The 23,543-nt window shown below is 46.7% G+C and carries 14 protein-coding genes; 13 read left to right on the top strand and 1 reads right to left on the bottom strand.

What is annotated here, in order from left to right:
* Window positions 1-56: 56 nt before the first annotated feature.
* The 12 genes from BN6471_RS12970 (at window position 57) to BN6471_RS12070 (ending at window position 12,391) form a co-directional block, all read left to right on the top strand.
* Window positions 57-452, top strand: a complete 396-nt coding sequence (locus BN6471_RS12970) for a hypothetical protein (RefSeq protein ID WP_147554032.1) — start codon at window positions 57-59, stop codon at window positions 450-452.
* A 112-nt stretch (window positions 453-564) separates the two neighbouring features.
* On the top strand, window positions 565-1,677 hold the full coding sequence (locus BN6471_RS12120) for a DUF6034 family protein (RefSeq protein WP_066649507.1): 1,113 nt from the start codon (window positions 565-567) through the stop codon (window positions 1,675-1,677).
* Between the two features lie 54 nt (window positions 1,678-1,731).
* Complete coding sequence (locus tag BN6471_RS12115; protein ID WP_066649504.1) at window positions 1,732-3,183, top strand: DUF6034 family protein; 1,452 nt, start codon at window positions 1,732-1,734, stop codon at window positions 3,181-3,183.
* A 42-nt stretch (window positions 3,184-3,225) separates the two neighbouring features.
* Window positions 3,226-4,035, top strand: coding sequence for a hypothetical protein (locus BN6471_RS12110; RefSeq protein ID WP_066649501.1), 810 nt, complete (start codon window positions 3,226-3,228; stop codon window positions 4,033-4,035).
* Window positions 4,028-4,924 carry a hypothetical protein gene (locus BN6471_RS12105; RefSeq protein WP_066649498.1) on the top strand — a complete coding sequence of 299 codons (897 nt, stop codon included), beginning with the start codon at window positions 4,028-4,030 and terminating at the stop codon, window positions 4,922-4,924. The genes BN6471_RS12110 and BN6471_RS12105 overlap by 8 nt, the downstream gene beginning before the upstream one ends.
* Complete coding sequence (locus BN6471_RS12100) at window positions 4,921-5,565, top strand: ATP-binding cassette domain-containing protein (RefSeq protein WP_066649495.1); 645 nt, start codon at window positions 4,921-4,923, stop codon at window positions 5,563-5,565. Before BN6471_RS12105 ends, BN6471_RS12100 begins: the two co-directional genes overlap by 4 nt.
* A gap of 1 nt (window position 5,566) precedes the next feature.
* Entirely contained in the window at window positions 5,567-6,262 is a 696-nt protein-coding gene (locus BN6471_RS12095; protein ID WP_066649492.1) for an ABC transporter ATP-binding protein, read from the top strand.
* 108 nt (window positions 6,263-6,370) lie between these two features.
* Complete coding sequence (locus BN6471_RS12090) at window positions 6,371-7,876, top strand: COG1361 S-layer family protein (RefSeq protein WP_066649489.1); 1,506 nt, start codon at window positions 6,371-6,373, stop codon at window positions 7,874-7,876.
* Window positions 7,863-9,167, top strand: a complete 1,305-nt coding sequence (locus tag BN6471_RS12085; RefSeq protein WP_066649484.1) for an ABC transporter permease — start codon at window positions 7,863-7,865, stop codon at window positions 9,165-9,167. Before BN6471_RS12090 ends, BN6471_RS12085 begins: the two co-directional genes overlap by 14 nt.
* Before the next feature lie 6 nt (window positions 9,168-9,173).
* Entirely contained in the window at window positions 9,174-9,710 is a 537-nt protein-coding gene (lepB, locus tag BN6471_RS12080) for a signal peptidase I (protein ID WP_066649481.1), read from the top strand.
* A gap of 180 nt (window positions 9,711-9,890) precedes the next feature.
* Window positions 9,891-10,307, top strand: a complete 417-nt coding sequence (locus BN6471_RS12075) for a sigma-70 family RNA polymerase sigma factor (RefSeq protein ID WP_066649478.1) — start codon at window positions 9,891-9,893, stop codon at window positions 10,305-10,307.
* Between the two features lie 674 nt (window positions 10,308-10,981).
* Window positions 10,982-12,391: a hypothetical protein gene (locus BN6471_RS12070; RefSeq protein WP_147554031.1), complete on the top strand. Its 1,410-nt coding sequence runs from the start codon at window positions 10,982-10,984 to the stop codon at window positions 12,389-12,391.
* A gap of 25 nt (window positions 12,392-12,416) precedes the next feature.
* Here BN6471_RS12070 and BN6471_RS12600 read toward each other — a convergent pair.
* Window positions 12,417-13,552 (bottom strand): IS3 family transposase gene (locus tag BN6471_RS12600; RefSeq protein ID WP_147553978.1). Its coding sequence is split into 2 segments (ribosomal slippage): window positions 12,417-13,300 and window positions 13,300-13,552, totalling 1,137 coding nucleotides; the frame shifts between segments, so codons are not numbered across the junction.
* Between the two features lie 212 nt (window positions 13,553-13,764).
* Between BN6471_RS12600 and BN6471_RS12965 the strand changes: the two genes are divergently transcribed.
* A complete protein-coding gene (locus BN6471_RS12965; RefSeq protein ID WP_066649470.1) occupies window positions 13,765-23,538 on the top strand; it encodes an RHS repeat-associated core domain-containing protein in 9,774 nt (3,257 codons plus the stop codon).
* The last annotated feature ends 5 nt before the right edge of the window (window positions 23,539-23,543 follow it).

Raw genomic sequence — 23,543 nt, 5'->3', positions numbered from 1 at the left:
TACTCTGTTTATTCATAAACATTTCGTATGTTTGTGAATCAAGGAAGGAGATCAAAATGAAAAAATCAACGAGAATAATCGTAATGGTACTGGTAGTTGTTATGGTTCTTGCTGTAGCTTCGACAGCATTAGCAAGTTCGCAAACTCATTCAAATCGAAAGATATATGGCGGTCCCTCTCAGTCGGTTATGTGGGCAACAAGGGATAGATCTGTCAATATTGAAGCGCGTGTTGATTCATGGGTAAAGCGGAGCCAAAGTAATTGGAGAATGCGTGGATATAGCACAAGTTCTGGCACGGCTTGCACTGTACTTTCTCCAGAAATAGTACGCACCGGAAATTGGCTGGCTGATTTTACATCTTATCCGTCTGGTGTAAATATCAAAATGAGTATTGCTAGTTCCAGTTCGAGTGATTATCTTATTTTCAGTAGCGGAGTAACATATTGCTAATCTATTAGACCGATTTGTTGTTAGCGGCTGAAAAGCCGCTAACAACAAATTAAATAGAAAATAATTAAGAATTTTTTTACTTGCTTTCTATATTTGATAAGGATGAGCGATTATGGGTAAAAAAAACAAATATATTTTTATAATTGTAATTTTGATTGTAAGTTTTACGCTTGTTGTTGCAGCTTGTAGCAATCCAGATATCGTCCCAACAAATAAAATCACTGTAACCGCAGATATGATAGCCTCTGATATAGAAACATATTCTATTACAAAGGTAGAAAAAACAATCTTTACAGATGAACAGATTCTTTCTTATGTAGAAAAATTTACTAATAGCACGGAAATGTATTCTGATTGGGCAACAATAGGTAAGTCGGCAAATGATAGTTCGGATTCACGCCTAATCATATCAAAACTTGAGCCGAATGTTTATCACGATGCTTATATAAGACAAGACGATGGTTCAATAGCACAATGTACGTTTGCGCGTAATCATAATAACTTTGCATATAAAAAAAATATGAATGCAGAAGTGTATCCTCAAAGTTCAATCAATGAAGAAATTTCGGCTTATACTCCTAAATCACCTTTAATTTCAAAAGAGTCAGCATATGAACAGGCTTCTGAATATGCAAATGATATTGGAGCAAATGATTTATCTCTCTTTACCGAAGAACCTTGCACTATCGTCTTGGGAGGGGAGATTGATTCGTTCGGGTGGATGTTCACATTTACTAGGAGTATAGATGGATTGCAGAAAATATATTATCCTGGTTCATATTATTTGAATCCTGACGTTCCTCCAAATTATGGAGCACCTTGGGAACCTGAATTTCTAAAGATTGCCATAAACGAAAACGGCTTATGTTTGCTATGGTATGAGGGTGCGTGCAAAATAAATGATGAAGAAAAAAACCCCGAAAAAATTGAGGGTGTTGATACAATAAAGGATCGGGCTATAGATTCTTTACAAAAAATATTTGCAGCAAGTAGCCCTGACGACGAAGCACTCGAAATCAATATTACGAAATTTGAATTAGGGATTGATTTGCTTTCACCTGATAAACAGGATGACGATGGCGAATATATTCCTACATGGACAGTTTATTTTGATTATGGCTATCCAAATTCAGAATATAAATCACAATCTTCTATTGTTTTAAATGCTATTGATGGAAGCTATGTTGAACCAAGGGTAACTAACCAATATTTAGCTAGTATATAATAAATTTGCGCGTTTAAGAAACCCGAAACAAGTATATGAAAGCGAGATGACCACATGAAAATTACTTTAAAAACAAAACGCCATACGATTTTTGGGATATTCATTCTATGTATCGTTTTTTTAGCAACTGCTTGTCAGGCTACACCAGAGCAAGCAGCAGTTGTTGGAAAGTTGCAGAATACAAATGATAATTCTTCAAATGCAACCCATGAAGATACAGGATCAGATAGTCAATTATTTCAAATACTTGGCGCACCTGATCGTTGGGTATTAGATAAACCAAGTACATCAAATAATTCGCATATGACTCTTAACATCAATGCCGAAGTTGTTTTACCGGAAACTACAGAGATTCCTGTTGTATCTGCTGATTTGAGAAATTTTACGCAAGATGATATTGATGTTGTTAAGAATATATTTTTTGGTGAAAATGCCAAGTATAATGAATATAGTACCGAAACAAAAGAAAATATTGAGGCACATATTCTGTCGATAAAAAAGGAATTGAGCACACTCGATAATTCTCCTGAAAACTCCTCTTATCGTGACCAACTAAATAGTAGAATAAATGAGCTTGAGAGCGAATATATATCTGCGCCAAGCGAAAGCAACTTAAAAGAGGCAGAACCAATTCTCCAGAATGGTTTTGTAGTTCCCGGTTCTGAAGGTGGAGAATGCGAAGGCTTTTCTGTTAGCACAAACAAGGATGGAAAAAGATATATATTCGAGGTCGCAAATGGGTGGCTTGGATACCTTACCTATATGAGTATCAATGATGGAGATTGGGCTTTTACCCCAACATCAGGTGAACCATATAACATTAATACGACTAAAGAAGATGCCGCAAAGCAGGCATCTGAATTGGTTTCAAAAATTACACAGGACTACGAATTATGTTATGTTGGTTGTGCTGCAAGACAAGCAAAGTATTCAACCGATAATTGGGGATGGGCTTGTGTTTTTATGCGTAGTATAAACGGTGTTCCCACGGCTTACGCATCCAACGAAATAGGAGAAGATATGGAAGATACAAATGCTGCTCCTGTCAAATATGAGAAAATAATGGTTGTGGTTAATGATAATGGGATTGTTTCTTTTAAATGGGAAAGTCCAATGACAATAAATTCTATTGAAAATGAATCGGCCAATCTAGTGCCTTTTAATGAAATTGAAAAACTTGCATTAGATGCAATTAACACTGACTATATGACACAAAATGAGATGTATGATGATTTTACAGTGGATGTCACACGAATCGAATTAGGTCTCATGCGAATCAAGCAACCTAATAGCGGAGCGTATTATTATTCCCCAGTTTGGAATATTTTCTCAAAAATTACCGCTGCCGCATTGCCGGGTGAAGGAGTTGAAACCTTTGGTGAACAAAAAGCTTATGACGATGATGGAACCCCTATTCGTCTTAACAGCGGATTCACTGAAGTATGGGGGCCCGTTACACTCAATGCTATTAACGGAAGCCGGATTGATCGAAATGTAGGATATTAAGTATATTATTGCTTATATTAAAAAGGAATAGGATATGCTAATGTGGATACTTTCAAGACAGATTTAAAACGTTCCTTAACATCTTGGGGCTTTATAGTGGGGATTATTGGTATTGCAGTCGCAGCATTTTTGGGGGTTTTCGACCAAATTTTGCCGATATTTCAAGGACAAATGGTAGATGGTCTTGCAGATGGATATTCTATCCAACTTTCAATATCGTCACTTCAAACAGATATGATGCTGTTGGTGTTACCGATCCTCGCTGCTTTGCCTTTTACTACCGCTTTTGTGGACGATCAAAAGAGCCGCTATCTGCGCGAATATCTTCCGCGCGCAGGCAAGCGGCTATATCTTGTTTCGCGGGTGGTGACAACTTTGCTTTCAGGTGGGCTGGTGCTCTTTTTGGGCGTACTTGTAGTTTGCTTTGTATTCGCTCTGCTGTTTACGCCGCTGGAACTCATCCCACAGGGAATTGAAAATGTCGTGGCGACTGATACGGCAGGCGAATTGATTGACGTAGTCGCGCAGCTTACATTTACCGATCTCATGGGCCGTGCGTTTCTGTTCTTTTTGTCAGGGGCATTTTGGTCGCTCGTGGGAGGGCTGTTCGCCACGCTAACGATGAGCAAGTATATGGCATACGCCTCTCCATTCATCTTTTATTATGTCCTCGTGATCCTTTCGCAGCGATACTTCACAGATGCGTATGTGCTGAACCCGCAGGAGTGGCTGAATCCGTCCGAGTTGTGGAATGCAGGAATATGGGGAGCAGCACTGCTTGTGGGGGAACTGGTGATTCTTGTCGGACTTTGCTACGGCTTTTTGATGCAAAGGAGGATACGAGATGCGTAAGATAGGGCAGTCATGGTCCGTTGCAGTATATAATTTCCGGCAATGGAAAAAGAATCCGCGTATCATCGTGACCTTTTCGTTGGCATTCATACTGTGTTTTTTGCTATCTAACAAGGCGGTGCAGTTCGCGCAGGAGCAGGGAACGATATTGCAGCTTGTGGAGGCGTTCGTGTGGACGTTCGGGGACGCGAACAATATCCTCATTTCATCATTGCTGCTCGTGCTTCTGTTTGCAGACATGCCGTTTATCTGCGAGGGGACGCCATTTTACCTGATGCGCACGACGCGCGCGGCGTGGCTTTGTGGGCAGATCATATACATTTGTCTTGCAACACTTCTCTACATCACCTTTATCCTTGTTGCGACCTCTGCGCTGTGCGCGCATCTGTCGTTTATCGGCAACCAATGGAGCGAGACGGCGGCGATGCTAGGGTATTCGGGAGCGGGGCAGGCAATCGCGCTGCCCGCGTTTGTAAAGACGCTTGAAATGAGTACGCCATACGAATGTATGGGCACGATTTTCCTGCTGATGTTGCTGTACACGCTGCTGATGGCATCTATCATGTTGGCAGTCAACATCCGCAAGGGACAGTTTTGGGGCGTGATCGGCGTGTTTTTGTTCAGTCTTGTGGGTATTTTGTTAAATCCGCAGATATTCGGACAGATGTTTCATTTGCCACAAGAATTGATGTACAAGGCGAATGTGGCGGTGGGGTGGCTGTCGCCTTTAAACCAGGCGACGTACCATATGCACAATTTTGGATACGACCTGTTGCCACGATTATGGCAGACATATCTCATTTTTGTTGCGGCGATTGCGGCGTTGTTTGTTACGGCGCTGCGTGGAATGAAGAAATATAACTTTAACTTTACGGGGAGCGACGTATGAAGGATATCTCGATCAGCGTACAGCATGTATATAAGGACTTTAACGGCGAAGAGGTGCTGCGGGATGTGCACCATGATTTTGAGACGGAAAAAATCCACGGTATCATTGGCAACAACGGTTCAGGCAAGACGGTGCTTTTTAAGTGTATTTGCGGTTTTCTATTTCCATCGAAAGGTAAAATATTAGTGGACTATGAGCAAGTGGGGAAGGATATGGATTTCCCGGAGGATATGGGGATCATCATTGAGACGCCGGGCTTTTTGCCTACGCTCACAGGAATGAAGAACTTGCAGCTTTTGGCATCGCTGAAACGCAAGATCGGGGATCGGGAAATCCGCGAAACGATCAAAAAGGTGGGGCTGGATCCAGATTTGAAAAAGCACGTCGCTAAGTATTCGCTGGGGATGCGGCAGCGGCTGGGAATCGCGCAGGCAATTATGGAAGATCCTTCCCTGCTCATTTTGGACGAGCCGTTTAATGGCCTTGACAAGCAGGGTGTGAAGGATATGCGCGAACTGATTAAGGGATTAAGAAATAAGGGAAAAACAATCCTGCTGGCAAGCCATAATGCAACAGATATTGATGAATTGTGCGATACGGTGTGTGAGATGGATGCAGGGATATTGACGGCGGTGCGGTGATATGACAGAACCCATTATTTCGGTAAGGAACCTTGTCAAAATATATAAAACAAAAAAGGTGCGCTTTAAAGCCCTGAACGGTATTGATCTGGATATTTATCCCGGCGAATTTGTGGCGGTGGTTGGTACGTCCGGGAGTGGAAAATCCACACTTTTGAATCTGATCGCCGGGCTGGAAAAGCCTACAGCGGGAAAAATATTCGTCAAGGAGAAACCGATCCACAAGATGAAGGAGGATGATTTGGTGGAATTCAGGCTTAACCATATCGGCTTTATCTTCCAGAGCTTTAACCTGATGGACACACTGACCACGATTGAAAATGCTGCATTCCCATTAATGCTTCGAGGAATATTGCCACAAAAAAGGAACAAAGAGGCGGAGGAACTTCTTTCACGGCTTGGGCTTTCAGGGCATCTTGCACACGATCCTGATGAGCTTTCAGGGGGACAGCAGCAAAGAGTATCCATAGCGCGGGCAATCATCACGAAGCCGGAAATATTATTCGCGGATGAACCAACGGGAAACCTTGACAGTGAGACTGCGGAGCAGATCATGGGAATCTTACAGGATATTGTGAAAGAGAACGGGACCACGCTTCTTATGGTCACGCATGATATGGAGAAAGCGCGGTATGCGGACCGGATCGTGCATATTGCGGACGGGGAGATTGTCGGAATTGAAGAAAAAAACAAATAAGGATCTCATTATATTGGGAATCGCTCTCGGTGCGATGGTGGCATATGTCATTGCTACAGTAGCCAATACGATTTTATTGAAATCAACTTGGAAGTGAGGGAGTAGGAAATGAAAAAGATATTGAGCGGATTACTTGCGGTCATCATCATATTTTCTGTCACGGGAGTCGCATTTGCCGCAGGTGAAAGCCAGGCGTCAGTGGTAGAGGAAAAAAGTACGGACAATACGGTTCTTGTGATTGATAACAGTAATCTGTACCCGGGTATGGATAAGCCCTACAGCAGTGGGTATATGCCATCTATCTCAAACGGAGCAGCATCAATCATTCTTCCCCTTATTTCCTCGCAGGAATTACAGGGAAACAGTATTAATATGACGGTTAATTTAGGAGATGCGGTATCTTCTCCGTTTGTATTCCAGAATTACGATCAGACGATCAAGTTAGCCGAGCATAGTGTCAACAATGGAAAGGATAAGGTATCCGCATATCTCGTTGACCTTTCCCTGCCGCTTACGCAGGGACGCACAAACGGACGGTATCCAATTACTATCAATGTGCAGGGGCAGGTAAAAGGTGGGGCGCAGTTTACGCAGGCGTTTACATTGTATGTGACAGTGACGGACGGTGTTGATCCAAACGCGCCACAGGACACGGGCGGAACGCAAGATACTCCTGTTACGGATGATCCCGCAGGAGGCGATGCGGGCGGAACAGGCGGCGGGGGCGGCGAAGAAGAACCCGCGCCGCAGCCCAAGGCAATGATCGCAAGCTATTCCGTAACTCCCTCCCCGGTTCTCGCCGGACAGGAATTTGATCTGTCTGTTACCATGCAAAACACTAACGACAGTCAGCCCATGCGTAATGTCAAGGTAACGATCTCTGGAGAAACGGCAGATGTGATCCCGATGGGTGAAACCAATTCCTTTTATTACAAAAAGATCGGAACAAAAGATACGGTGACAATCAATACAAAACTAATGGTGCAACAGACAGCAGAGCCAAAGCCGCAGAAGATCATGCTGCATATCGAATACGAGGGAGATAAGGCAACTGCTTTTACCTCGGATGAATCCATTGTAATTCAGGTCAAACAACCCATGCGTATTGAGTACGATGATCCGGAAATACCCAAAGAAGTCAATGCGGGAGATACGATGTCTATTTCCATGAATGTGATGAACATGGGGAAAGGGACTGTATACAACGTGCGCGCAGAATTGGAAGCGCCCGGCCTTGTGCCGGAGGGTAGCGCATTTCTTGGTAATTTAGAGAGTGGAGCATCGAAAAAAAGCGACCTGTATGTATTTGTCGGCACGCTCGATACGGGAGAAAGCGGCAATTCTGACGCAAAGTATGGCCCGACAACAGGTAAAATAGCTCTTTCCTATGAGGATGAGTTCGGTGAGGTATCTACGCAGGAAATTGAATTCAATACCAATATCAACCCGCCTATCATCAACGCCCCGCAGGAGGAAGAAGAAGAAAAGCCGGAGACGCAAAGCCAGTGGTGGATATCCGTTATCATCCTCGGCGCGGTGATTGGCGCAATCTTCGGCATCCGGTACGCCTTGAAACGCAAAAAGCAGAAAGCGAAAGATCATGAGGACGCCTGATTTATTCAAACTGGCATTTATCAATTTAAGCAGGCGTAAATCGCGCACCTTTCTCACCGTGCTTGGCGGGATCGTGGGGACGGCTTGCATTGTTTTGATGCTGTCCATCGGCTATTCCAACTATAAGCAGTTTTCGGATATGCTGACAGACAATGCTCGCCTGACACAGATCCAAATAAACGACTATTCTTCATCGTCAACATCCGGGCGTGGGGGCATCACGGACAGCACGGTGCAGTCCATCGCGGCAATGGAACACGTCACGGCGGCATCACCGACAATACAATTTCCAGTAACAATCAGGACGGGGATATACGAGGCGAATACCCAAGTGATTGGTATCGATCCTGCTGTATTGAGCCTTGAATTTGAGGAAGGCAGTATGTTCCAACCCGGGGGTTCAATGACCGTTCTTGTGATAGGCGGGGATGCGGTGCAGCAGTTTGTCGATCCTCAGAACCCGCCCAATTACGCGGATTATGAGGAATACAGCAAATATGAGCCGGAGATCGATTGGCTGGGGACGGAAATGGAAATGCAGTTCGGCTACGATATGGGGGACATGGGAGATGCGGAAGTCCCGGCGGGCAGTATGTACCGCGCGACGGTATCCGGGCTGACGGAAAAGACACACTCACAGGACAGCAGCAGTATTTACATGGATTTGTCTATTGCCAAACGGATGCTGATGGACAACAGGGAACTTGCGGACTATATGGGAGTGCCGGTCAATTCCTATCAGCAGGTGATCGTGCGGGTGGACGATATGGACAACGTGCAAGCCGTGATGGACGAAATCAAAAAACTTGGTTACGAGACGTACAGCGAGACGGAATACATCTCGCAGATGCAGGAGGAGCAAAGCAGGCAGCAGGGCCAGCTCTTTGCCATCGGGCTGATCTCTTTATTTGTTTCCGCCATCGGCATTGCCAACACAATGTATGCTTCGATCCTCGAGCGGCGGCGGGATATTGGCATTATGAAGGTCGTGGGTATGAAGATCAAGAAGATACGACAGCTTTTTTTGACGGAATCGGCGATCATAGGTCTGCTTGGCGGGTTGATTGGTCTTGCGGTCAGTTATATCGTGGTGCTTGCCATCAATACGGGAACGGAGCAGACAAGCTTTCTCGGGATGTATTTCTCCGAAGGGATGAAGGTGGAGATTCCCGCGTGGGTGGCCCTCGGCGCAATCGGGATTGCGGTATTGGTTGGGATCATATCAGGCATCTACCCCGCGCGTAAAGCCACGAAGATGAGTCCGCTCGAGGCCATGAGGAGCGGAAATTAGGTGTGAATGATGGAAAAGGCAGTACAGCAGGAGAAAAAAAAGAAAAGCGATAAACGGTTTTGGATCGTTTTACTGCTTGTAATTGCTGCTCTCATTTGCCTGCGGGTTTTCGTGCTGGATTGGATATGGATCAGCGGCGAATCCATGCTGCCGACATTACAGGACGGTGAACTTGTACTGACCGAAAAGATCTCCAAAAATACCGGAGGACTATCGCATGGCGATCTTGTGATCGTTATTTATCCGGACGGACTGCAATGTGTGAAGCGTATCATCGGCATGGAAGGCGATACGATTTCGATACATGATAATATGGTTAGTGTCAATGGAGAAACAATAGATGAACCCTATTTGAATGAGAATCGCTTTCCAGACATGGAAACAATAACAGTGCCTGAAAATAACATATTCGTTATGGGAGATAACAGGAATCATTCATCGGACAGCAGGGAGCCGATGATTGGACCGATACCTTATGATAATATTGTGGGACATGCAATATCCGTAATATATCCGTTCGATAGAATAAGAGGTGTGAAATAGATACAATACTGCATTGTTGTATCTTAAATGAAGAACATAGTTTCTTAAAAAAATATATCTAGTAACTTGCACCTTTGCAGCCGTTAACCGCAAAGGTGTTTTTTGTGCGCCTTTTAAAAGGTGCAGATCACCACCATCCCCGTTTTGAAACTTATTTCAAGTCTCGAAACGGAGGTTACCATGAAAAAGATAAATATGAAAAAGTATTATCCACTTTTCCATGAACAGGATATGTGGATTGAAGTTCCTGATGCGGTTGAATGTGTGTTGGATGAATTGTATCGTGCAGAAGCATCCCATTATTCAAGGATACGGTATCACAAAGCGTATTATTCACTTGATCGGGCAGACGGAATTGAGAACGCAGCATTATTCTTATTTCCCTCACCGGAAGATCAGGTTATACAAAGGCTGGACCGCAACCTTTTGTACGCTGCAATTTTAAGGCTGCCGGAAAAACAGGCGCATCGAGTGTATGCGCATTTTTTTCTAGGATTAAGCATAAGCCGGATTGCGGAACAAGAAGGAGTTGACCGGACTACTGTTTCACACTCAATAAGGAGGGCAATTAAAAATCTAAAAAAATTCTTATTGTAGAGCACCATATTCTGTCCTGTTTTTCTTTTGAACGTGAAGGCTTTTATCTCCGGCACCTTGAAAAACAGGCGTCTAAAGAAAGATCTGCCCGTAGGGGAGGCGGCTGGGATATCGGTGATGGTCATGAGCCGTGACCAGTTCAAGTTATTGCCCGTTCGCTATGGGAAGTAGTGTCGAATAATAGCGTTTAAAATACATGGGAGAAGCAGCGGATCGACGAACAAAACGGTTTTCCAACATAAATCCGCTGCTTTTCTATCATAAGAGAAAGTGTGGTGAATAGTCATGGGAAAGGAAAGAATCGATTGAAGCCATAAACCAGAATGTATCAGATTGCTTCCATTTAGCACCGGCGAATTGATGAAAATACCGATTATGATCTATGGACAAATTTTTATTTTGAGACCTATACAAAAACGGGATACAGTGATATACTTTCATTAAGGACAAATGAATTGTAGGTATGGTCATGAACAAGGGGAGTCCAAAGAGTGGGTTGGATTCGCTTCTGAAGCATTATCCGTCCAGAAAAAATTTAGGAAAATCAAAGTTAAACGCAAAGATAAAAGTGCATATGGTGAAAGTTTGCATTTAGGATACCTGACTTAAAGGGTGTCCTTTTTTATTCATAAAAATTCGTTGAGTATCGTAGCGAAAAGTGTGGGGTTGGTGTTATGAAAAAGAATTGGAGAGCTAAATTCTATATCGGTTCAGTCTCGTTGGTCTTTTGTATCGTGACTATACTGCAGCCGTTTGCTGTTGCATATGCCGAATCGGGCGTGGGCCGGGTAGAAAATGTCGCCGAAGGGATTACTGTGCGGCAAAACTGGAACGGCAGCAAAACCCTCACCATGCAGCTCACGGACGAACAGATGGAAGCAATGGAACCGGACGACAGTGATGCGCTTCTGGTCGATCGGGGGGACGCTATCATAAGCACCAGTGAAACCGTAGATGCGGAAATCAACAATGATTTTAAGCAGAACGACGAACTGGTTACCGTTGCAAAGGATGGGACAAGTATTTCGATTGCGCCTATTGTGGACGAATCAAATTTTGAGCAAGAAAATATTCCGAAATCGCCCGATGATTTGGCAGGCAGCGAAGAAGCCGAAAGTGCTGCGCCACAGAATCCAGAAATGCCTGTAAATGAATCGGAAGATCCCGTGCAGCCGGAAACGCAGGAAGCGGGGTTAACGGACATAACAAATGAAGAAGCGGGAAACAGCCTGTCGCCGGAAGCAACCGCCAATGGTGAAATTGAAGCGATTCCCGCGCCGGAAGCGGTTCAAGAAGCTGAAGCAGCGGAAAATCCAACGCCGGAACCAACCGCAGAACAGGCGCCTGCTGCGGCGCCAACCCCGGAAGTATCGGAACCAACAGCCGTCCCGGTCTCGAAAGAAGATAGTAAGCCGGAACTGCGTAAGGAAGGATATTCAGGGAGCGCATTTGAAAGCGTAACATACGAAGGCGTTTTTGATCCCTCGACGGACTTGCGTTTAAAGGCCAGGGAAAATGGGATCAAAGAAGATATCATTATCAATGAATACACGGAAAATAATGTATTTGAATACCGGATAAACCTCGGCGGCCTTGTTCCCCGGCAAGAGGGGCAGGAAATCCTTTTAAGTGACAGCAATGGCGTCAATATTGCACGGATCGCAGCGCCTTTCATGACAGACGCGGCAGGCGCATACAGTGAAGATATTGCCGTATCAATCCGGCAGGATGGGAGTTCATATATCATTCGCTATGAGCTAAGCGATTCATGGCTTACACCGGAACGTGCATATCCTGTGATCGTTGATCCATCGGTATATTATGATTCTGTAGACGCTGCATCTCTTGGGTTAGAAGACAATTATGTCAGCAATACAAGCCCGGATACTGTCAATACCTATAACCGGGAATACTTTCGTGTCGGCAATGATACGATTGCGATCAACCAGGCATATATCCGATGTGTGATACCCGAAGATATTGTAAATAAAAGCAGTAATATCCTGATTCAGCATGCACAGGTCAATATGTATGAAACATCTGGAAAAACGAGCGGAAACACATTCTTGAAGTATAGTCAATAGAGTGGACAGAAAAAAGTGAAGATAATTAGGGGAAACGAGCATCAGCTTCATCGGGAGTCAAATAACCAAGAGAAGAATGGGGACGTTTGGCATTGTAGAAGGCTTCAATATAGGAAAAAATAGCCAACTTTAAATCGTGAAAAGAAGAGTAGCTTCTACGGTTAGCTTCTTCCTTTTTCAGATATTTGAAAAAAGATTCACATACAGCATTGTCAAACGGATATCCTTTCTTGGAAAAAGACTGAACAATATTAAGGGAGTCCAAAAGACTACGGAAAGCAAAAGCGGTATATTGAGTTCCACGGTCAGAGTGAAACATCAGACCCTTGGGAGCGCTGCGGGCGGCATAAGCTTTACGGAAAGCAGTGATCGTAAGGTCCACATCCTGTTTGGAAGACAGGTGCCAAGCAATGACCTTGCGGGAAAAAAGGTCAATGACAACGCAAAGATAATACCATTTTCCGCCAGCCCGCAGATAAGTAATATCACTCACCCAAACAAGATTAGGGGCATTTTGAGTAAAGCTTTGGCGGAGACGGTCGGGACAAAGGCTGTCATCGGAACGACAGAAATAATGTCTGGGGTGAGCAGTAGACATTTTTGGTAAATGCATAGAGCGCATCAGGCGGTACACTCGTCCAACGCTGATGCGGACGCCATAGTCACGCTGGAGGACATGGTGGATTTTATAGGCGCCAAGGCGTTTGTCATAATCAGCATAAATAGTAAGGATAAGGCGTCGAAGATCCTGATTAAGAGAAACACGGGGAGCGGGAGGAGAATAAAAATGCTTGTAGTAAGTGCTTCTATTGACATTCAGGACACGGCAAAGCGTTTGAATACGGTGCTGAAAACGGAGCCTGTGGACAGCGTCTAATCGTTGTTTGAGTGAGGCGTGAATATGGCAATCGCTTTTTTTAGGATAAGGTTTTCTTCTTCGAGCTGTGCATTCCGTTTTTGGAGTTCCTTAACCTGTTTGGCAGTAAGGACTTCACCGTCGTCGACCTGAACGGTAGAATACTGCTTGATCCACTTGCCAAGGGCGGATTGAGAAACGCCGTACTCTTTACAGAGTTGGGTCTGTGTTTTGCCATTTTGGAAAAGAGATACGAGAGACTTTTTAAAATCATCATCGTATTTTTTGAAGTTATTTGCAGCCATGAAAGAACCTCCTTTTTGTGTCTCTTTTATTGTAATAGACTGTTTACTTTTATGTCTACTTTTTTAGTATAGATCCATTCTCGGTCCATCGGGTAGAAAGCAGTTGGAATTCAAGGACAATCACATGGAACAATTCCCCCCATATTTTAGATAAAGCATACGATACGCAATACGTCAACGGAAGCGGATGGTATAGCTGGAACCTGACTGAAATGTTTGGGGAATATTTTAATACGTTCAATCAGGTCGAAAATTGCGGATTTGCCCTTGTATGCGATGCAAATGATTATGGGGATTACCGTGAGTTTGTCTCGGCGGATACGCCTTCCTACCGCATGACATTCTCCATGACATATTTTGAAGGGATTCCGAATACGGGAATACGTGTTACGCCGCATACAAACGGCGTCAATTCCGGGAGCGGTTACTTTGACGTGAACTGGAACAGCGTGGAAGGCGCGGGCGGGTATTATATCGGCATATGGGATGGGAAAGAGTACGAATACCTGAATGTTGGCAATACGACTTCCTTTACAACGAGGGGAAAAGGTATTTGGCCAACCACAGCGGAAATTAACGCGGGTTCATGTAAATTGCATTTGGGCGGCGGCGGAGCAGAGCTGCCCATGATCCCCGCTCATCTATATGCAAAGAACAACCCCGGGAGCAGTTACGCAAACGACCTCAATTATTATTTTAAGGTAGTGCCGCATAACGGTACGGGGCAGGCCCCAAATCCCGGCCTGTTCAGCGAGGCATACGGGAAACTGCCGGATACGATGCCGCCGAATAAACCGTCTGCGGTCACGGTGAATCCGTCAGCATACACAAACGCGGCGAATATAACGGTTTCCTGGTCAGGGCTCACAGACTACAATAACGCGTCCGGCAGCGCACAAACAACGCTCAGCGGCGGGCAGATCGAATACCTGATCGACAGCGACAGTCCGGCAGGCGCGTGGAAAACAACGGGGAAAAATACTGCCAGCGGCAGTTATGTATTCAGTACGGCAGGACTTAAAGATGGCAGGCATTATATTGCCATCAGGGGGAAAGATGCGGCGGGGAATTACGGTGTGCATAACTACGCATATTTCTATCTGGATAAAACCGGGCCAACCGCGCCCGTGCTGTCTGTTACCCCTGCCTCATGGACCAACAACAATACGATTGGCCTTTCATGGAGTGGCATCACCGATTTAAACAACCTCAAGTCGGTGGAATACCGCTTGGATAACGGAAGCTGGGTGTCTGCAGGAAAGACAGATAAAGCATTCAATGGCCTGCCGGTAGATATTACGTCCCTTACAGATGGAGAGCACACGGTCAGCATCCACGCTACGGATGTGGTCGGAAACGTCGGGGCAGCCGGAACGGTAAAGCTGTATAAGGATACCACGGCTCCTACCGTGGAAAGCATTACCGTTGACCCGGATAGCTGGACAATATCAGATACAATCGATGTTGCATGGACTGGATTGAGCGATCCACACAGTGGCCTTGCCCGTGCGGAATATTCCGTTGCGGGTGGGGATTGGTATGATGTCCTCACACCTTATGTTCCACCAGAATCGGATCCCAATGAGCCGGGAGAAGGCGAACATGGAGACGTTTCGAGTGGGGAAGATGACCAAAATGGATTTTCACTTTTAGCAGATCCCTTTCAATTCGTGCAACAACCGATTCCCTTCATAGATATGACGAATCCACAAGGGTTGTTGTCATTATTTGCCGATCCAGACGGTGATCCACCGCCAACTCTTGGTGAAACGGGCAACATAACGGCATACCTTACGGGTTTGCCGGATGGTGAACACGAAATCGCATTTAAGGTGACGGATCAACTTGAAAATCAGCGCACCTACACGAATACGGTTTACCGCGACCTGACAAATCCAGAAATTGAAATTCTTGCACCCGTCGACGGGGATATTGCAAATGGAATGGTCGAAATATGGGGGAGTGTTTCCGACCTGTCCCTCGACGAATGGACGCTGAGCGCGACGGGAGACAGCGGCAAGAGCGTGGAGCTTGCACGCAGTACGGAGGAGCAGAATCAGCAGATCATTGGTGTGCTCAATACGGGTGCGTTCGAGGATCATGAGAAGATTGAGCTAACATTATTTGCCAGGGATCAGGCAGGAAACGAAAGCCTGATCGAAGGGATTGTCCTTGAAGTAGATAAAAGCGCGAAGCCGCTCTTTTCCGACGTAACCATCACTGCCCCTGAAAAGGGAGATAAAATAACCGTGCCGCGAACCAGCGTGGAATATACCGCGGACTACCTTCCGAAAACAGGCGATTCGATAGACAGCGGGGAAACGCCAGATGGATCAGACGAACAAAGTCAGGGAGCGAGCCAGAAAACGGCGCTTTACTATATTGACGGTGTGTTTGTCGAAGAAAAGGATGATGAGACGTCGTTTGATTTTGATGCGATCACTTACCCGGAAGGATCGTCGCACACCTTAACGGTCATTTCCGAAGATACCAACGGACAGCTGCATTACAGCGGAGGGCTTGGAGCGGCAATGCTCTTTGCCGATGCTTTTGATAACGAAGATTTTACCGCAGATAAAACGAATATAGACTATGCGCCGTCCGAAGCAAAACTCACCGATCCGTCGCAGGATGGCGAGATCGTATCTGTCCTTTCCGGTACTGCAAAAGAAATTATGGCGCTGCGCCTGAAGGCGACGGAAGAAACGCCGGACGGAACGTCAATCGAATATTCGTATTCTATTGACGGCGGGCATACATGGGAGCCGATCACAACACAAACCGATATCGCGCTTAAAATACCGACAAAATCAGTGGCAGTAAAAGCCGTATTGCACGGTAACGGCTCACAGTCGCCAGTATTGCGCGCATGGCAGCTTGAAGGTGTGATAGAGATGAGTCCTGTAAGGGTATTCTCTAATTTGCTGCGCGAAGCAAAGCCTTTTCATATTACAGAACCGGAAACGGTAACGCTGCCGGTTAAAGAGATATCTACCGACCTTTCAAGAACGGATTGTGTTAATCAGTGGCTTTATGAGGATGGGAGCCTTCACGCGGACAGCTTTACCTATGAAGCATATAAGGTGCAGGAAAGAAGCAAGCATGGACTGTCCGCATTTGCTGAGACAAAGGACGGGTTTGTATGCGTAAGCGGAACGGCAAATACGCAGCTTTTACTGCGTGAAAACCTTCCGGTTGAGTACGAACCAATCGGCGCACCGGACGCGGGCGATGCAAAGGCAATGCCGGTTCCGCAGGGGACAGTTACAAGCGGTAAGATCATAGCGCCCAGTCCCGTAAATGTGATCCGCCTTGACGCGCTTGCTGATGAAACGGATGCAGGCAGTATCGTCTACGAATATTCTTTGGATAATAAGTCGTGGGCTTCCATCGACCTGAATGATAATGTTGCGCTCCCAAAGGCTGCAAAAGAAATATATTTGAGGGCAAAGGTGCCGGATGGAGCAAGGCTTGTTTCGTGGCATCTGGAAGGATTCACCGGCACGGAGAAAAATGTCGAGGTCAGGCTGGTGCAGCCGCCTGTAAACGTCGTTGCGGCAGACTATGGAAAATATTACGAAGACCCGGCGCAGCGGAATTATATCCTGACGTGGGAAAACACGAATCCCAAAACGGAAACCGTCCAGTGTGCGGTATTCTTCAGCGTATACAAAAATGGCAAGTTGGTTGCCGAAATACCTGAGGAGAACGGAACAAGCTGCCTGGACCCGGAGTATGCAGAAGGCGCGGCTTACGAAGTATCTGTAAAGCATATTTATGGCGAGGTGGATGGGAATACGGTCACACTTTATCCGCACGAGAGTCTTAAAACAGCAGCCGAAACGGTACGGATCCCACCGCCGGAAAAACTTGACGTGGTTGAATTTACGGCGAACGAATATGAGCAATCCCAATACCTGAACGACCTGTACGGCGGAAACTATACGTTCTCTACCGAACCGTCCCCGCCCAAAGGAGAACGGCTCCTCAACGAAAAGCTGCTCGGTAAGAATAAATACTGCGCGATTGGTTTTGAACCGATCAACTTCAATAACGGCAATTTCTTTATGGAACAGGCAGATTTTGTATATGCCGACCTTGGAAGCGCGAACCTGAATATTGTGCGGACATATAACGCGCAGTCTGAAATGACGGACGGCCCGTTTGGCGGAGGCTGGGACACGGATTTCGCGCAGCATTTGATCCTTTTCCAGGATGGATCTTACGGATATGTAAAAGCAAACGGCGCGACGGTATACTTCACGCCGAACGGCGACGGGACATATACAGGAAACGATGATGATTTTCTTAGTTTTGAAGTTGACAATATCAATCACGAGATCAGAATAGAGGAACCGCAGGGCAAGACAATGGTTTTCACAACAACCGGGCTTTTGAAATCCATTGTGACCGACGAAACGAACGTCACCAAAATTGAGCGCGATGGCAAGGGGCTTATGACCGCTGTAATTGCTCCATCAGGCGCGCGGCTTGGCGTTACGATGGACACGGGCGGCCATATTACGGAAATCACGCTGCCCGGCGGCGCGGTTATGCAGTACGAATACAGCGGAACCGACCTTGTGAGTTTCACGGATGCGGACGGGAATACGAAGCGGTACGTTTACGACGGTCAGCACCGGATGACGGAGTGGTACGACGGCAACGGCGTACAGCAGGTATTTAATGAATACGATGAAAAAGACCGTGTGGTATTCCAGACAGACGCGCAGGCCGGAGAGTATCATCTGGAATATTCCCCTGATCATACAATAACGACAGATGCGCAGGGGCAAAAGACAGAGGTTTGGTTTGACGATCAAAAACGCGTTATAAAGCAGGTGGATGCGAATGGAAACGAAACCCTGACTTCATATGACGAAGATGGGAATGTATCGGGTATTACACAAGCCGATGGAACATTGATTGCCTACGAATATGATGGCAACGGCAACAAAACAAAAGAAATCTCACCGGATGGCAGCTTTGTATCGTTTGTATATAACGAGGACAACCTGCCGGTAGAATTTACGGATAAGGCGGGAAATGTCACAAAATATGAATACGACCCCAACGGCAATCAGTCAAAGCAAATAAATCCTGATGGGAGCGTCGTGCAATTCCAGTATAACGCCTATGGCCAGAAGATACTCGAAATTGACGCAGTTGGAAATAAAACAGAATATAAATACGAGGGCGCAAACCTTGTAGAGACCATTGACGCAAAGGGCGGCGTGACAAAACTTGCATACGATCCTGCCGGGCACCTGACGTCGAAAATCGACGCATCCGGTATGGTAACGAAATATGAATACGACGCGGCGGGGAACAATACGAAGATCGTTTTTGCGGACGGGACGTTTATGGCCTACGAATACGACGGCGCGGGGAACCAGATTGCCGCCGTCAATCCGATGGGCGAAACGACGCGGATGGAATACGACGGCATGAACCAACTGGTCAGGACGATCCTGCCGGATGGGAGCGTGCAGCAAGCAGAGTACGACTTCAACGGGAATGTGAAGAAGGTAAGCAATGCGCTTGGAGAAACAGCCACATATGAGTACGACGCGAACGGCAACGCCATATCCCAGACGGATGCGGCAGGGAACCGGACAACATTTGAATATGATTCTATGAACCGCATGACCGCGCAGATAAACGCTGCGGGCGCAAGGACGGTTTATGTATACGATGAATTGACCGGTAAGCTGGCAAAAACGGTGGACGCGGACGGGAATGAGACGCAATTTCAGTATGACGCAAACGGCAATCAGGTAAAGCAAATAAACCCGGACGGCACAACGGTTACAACGGAATACGACAGCTTGAACCGTCCCGTGAAGACAACGGATGCAAACGGCGGCGTTTCCACAATCGAATATAACCCGGACAGCAGCATTGCCGCGACGATAGACGCAACGGGCGCGAAAACGACCTTTGCATACGACGCAAACGGCAATGTAACAAAAGAAACGGACGCGCTTGGAAACAGCAAATCGACCAAATACGACGCGGCAGGGAAGATCATCTCTGTCACCAACCAGAACGGCGGCGTGTTCCGCTACGAATACGATCAGGCAGGGCAGCTTGCAAAAACCATCGACCCGCTTGGCAACACGGAAGAATACGAATACGATCAGGCGGCAAACCTCATAAAGACGACAGATGTCCGCAAAAATTCCATGCGCTTTGAATATAACGAAAACGGTCAGCAGATGGGCGCTGTACTTAAAAACGGCGGGAAAACGCACACGGAATACGACGGGGCGGGGCGTGTCACAAAGCAGACGGATGCGCTTGGTAATTCGACGCAGTACGAGTATAATGCGAACGGTCAGGCCACCAAGGTTACGGACGCGCGCGGGAACTCTGTTACAATGGAGTACGATTCGCTCGGCAATACGGTCAAAACCACGGGGCCGAATGGCATATCGATTGAAAATGAATATGACGAAACGGGCAGGCTTTTAAAGAGCTCCAATGAACAGGGATTGATCACAGAATATACGTATGATTCCATGAACCGCGTGACCGCGCAGACGGTGAACGGCAAAACGACGGAATATGCCTATGACGGAAACGGCAATGTGAGACAGGTAACGGATGCGCAGGAGCATGAACTGGAACTGAAATACGATAAGGCAAACCGCCTGACGCATATCATTTATCCCGACGGGACTTCGGATCGGTATAAGTACGACGAGCTTGGTCGCGTCTCAACTCTTTTGCCGCGGCAGGGGATGCCCACGCAATATACCTATGACGCAGTAGGAAATATCCTGACGGAACAAAACGGAAACCGCATTGCAACATATGAGTACGACGCAATGGGCAATATGACGGCAAGGGTGAACCCCGACGGTTCAAAAATATCGTATGCCTATGACGCGGCGGGAAATATGGTATCGCAGACAGACGCGCTTGGCAATGTCACGCAGGTTTCTTACGATGCGATGGACTGGGCGGAAAAGATTGCCTATGCGGACGGTTCTTCGTATGAAAACAAATATGACCTTGGCGGGAACGTCATCCAGAAGACTGATGCGGAAAACGCAAAAACGACCTTTGAATACGACGCCGCCGGAAACGTGACGAAAACAACAGACGCGCTCGGAAATACTGTTTCGTATGAGTACGACGCGCTCGGGAGCCTCACAAAGGTAACGGATGCACTCAGCCATGCGACGGGGTACGAATACGATTCGCAGGGCAACCTCTTGAGCGAAACGGACGCGCTGGGGAACGTGAAGAAATATGAGTATACGCCGGAGGGGTGGCTTACAAAAATAACGAACCCGGACGGAACGGTCACGACGTATACCTACGACGATCTTGGACAGATGACGGGCGAGGATTATAACGGCGAAAAACAGGTGAGGCACACCTATAACGAGCTTGGTTTGGTGACCGAAATGACAGGGCCGGAGGGGACGAGCAAATACCAGTACGACGATAAATCCCAACTGATCTCTGTTACGGGCGCATCGGGTGATGTGGTCGGATATTCGTATGACGATTACGGGCGCAAGACAGAAATCACCTACCCGGACGGACGCAAGGTGTCCTACCGGTACGACGATATGGACCGGCTGGTCGAGGTGCGGGGGCTTGACGGCGGGAAAACCACCTATGAATACGACGCAAACGGAAACCGGATCAAAACAAAGGCAGGCGGTATCCAAACCGAATATGGCTATGACGCGATGAACCGCGTCGTATCTCAAAGGGCGAGCGGCGAAACGAATATTTCTTTTGCATACGAATATGACAAAAACGGATATATAACGGGAGAAACGCGCACAGAAGGCGAAACTGTTTATACGCGGGACTATGGCTACGATCCGCTCGGACAGCTCACTTCCTTCAAAGAAAATGACTACAGCGAAAAGTATACGTACGACGCGGCGGGGAACATGACACAGAAGGTCGCAAACGGCGTGAAGAGCGAGATGGCATACAATGCGGCGAACCAACTGACAAAGTTGACATCCGCGAATGGCGCGGTAAACTATACTTATGACGCGAACGGCAACCTGACCGCCAAAACGCTGAATGGGAAAACGAGCACATATGCCTACGACGCGGCAGGGAAGCTGACGGATTACCTTGGTTACGACGGATATGAAGAAAAGTATACGTACGACGCAGCGGGGAACCGGATCGAAAAGAAAAGCAAGGGAACCAGCGCGCGCAAGACTCTGGAGGAGCTTGCGGAACTGGGCGAAAAGCTGGAGACGGAAACGAGTGAGGCTGAAAACCCGGACGAGTGGATCACAACAGAATATGTGAACGACATCAACACAGAGAATGCGCAGGTACTGATGGAGCGCACGGGCGGCAGGACGGTCTCGTATGAATACGGGCTGGAACGCCTTTCGATGTACGCACAGGACGGGCTTGCGGAACGCAAGACAGACTATGTATATGATGGGCGCGGAAGCGTGGCGCAGGAAATATCGTACAACAATGCGTGGTATAACTACCTGCTGCCGTTCACGCAGGATACGCAGGTGGAAAGCCACCGCTATACGCCGTTTGGGGAACAGATGACAGGCAAGGCCACGGGCTTTGGCTATAACGGCGAATACTACAGCGCGGAGACAGGGCTGCAATACCTGCGGATGAGGTATTACGAGCCGGACATGATGCGGTTCAGTCAAAAAGATATCATCCAGATGCAGGGCGCAGGCTCGGCGGCAATGAACCGATACACTTATGCGGCGAATAATCCTGTCAATTTCAGCGATCCAAGTGGAATGTTCTTTGAACAAATTGGTGATTTTTTTGGCGCGATTGCTGAGGGAGCGGCATGGCTTGGCGGAAAGATCGTTGAGGGAGCGGGCTATGTAGCGGGAAGCGTTGTTGGCGTATTCAACAAGGACGCAGGGGATTATATCAAAAACGGCAGCAGGGCTTTGGGCAACCAGATAGCGGATGCGGGAAAATCTGCAAGAGCAACGCTGCGAAATTCCGGTGCGGCAAAGGATAAGGCGATCAGTACATTTGCGAAAAATATATCTAAAGGCAAAAGCGTTGGGTATTCTGCAAGCCAGGCGCGTTCGTCTTATAATGCGTATGTACAGCAGAAAAAGGCCGAAGAAAAACAGCGTAAGACAAGCGTTGTAAGGGATATCTTCCCCGGATATGGGGTAGAATATGATGGGGATCGAGTGGGAATCCGCTACAATGGACAATTTATAGAGATAACGAGTCCGGCGCAGGCACAGGCAATTAAGGCCTGCATGGATGATCTTGAAAAAGCACAAGCAAATAAGGAGCTGGAAAAAGCAAGAGCAAGTGTGTCTGGAAATAAGGCATTAGTGTCAGATGGCGTACTACTATTAGGTACAGGGAATGGCGTTGGAGTTACACCGAGCTATACTTTTGGAGATACTAAAGACAGCAAAGATTTGACACGCGAAAAACTTGACGCTCTTGGAAAGCAATATGGGGCAACGCAAAATGCAGATGGAACATACTCTTTATCAGATGTTGCTCAGGCATATATCTCGAAAAATGGCAGCGCAGGAACATTCCATATTGGAGCAGGAGTTTCCGGTTCCTTTGGTGGCCTAGGTGGTCAGGCAACAATTCAACTAACTTTTGATGGTTATGGTAATGTTGCCATACAGACAACGGTTGGAGGTGGTTTAGGTATAGCAGCCACTCCAAGCGGTTCCGCTTTTATATTTGCTGGTGGTACGAATGCCGATGGTTATGAAGCTCTTGAAGGTCCGGGGATTCAAGCTGGTGTCAGTGGTGGAGCAGGCTTAGCTGGTGGCGGAGAATATATATATGGATATGATCCCAATGATCCAGATAATAAAATCTATGAAGGCGGCGAAGGAATGTTTGGACTTGGTGGAGGAGCTGAAGGCCATGCTTTTATATCGAATACTGAAACATTAACAAAATTTAATATTACTGATATACCAGGAGTAAAGAATACCCTTGATATGATTGAATTTTTTGCTGTGAAATAGTTTAT

Source organism: Christensenella timonensis (assembly GCF_900087015.1).
In the GTDB taxonomy this organism is placed as follows: Bacteria; Bacillota; Clostridia; order Christensenellales; family Christensenellaceae; genus Christensenella; species Christensenella timonensis.
The sequence above is the reverse complement of the archived record's forward strand: the minus strand, read 5'-3'. Positions and strand labels throughout refer to the sequence as shown.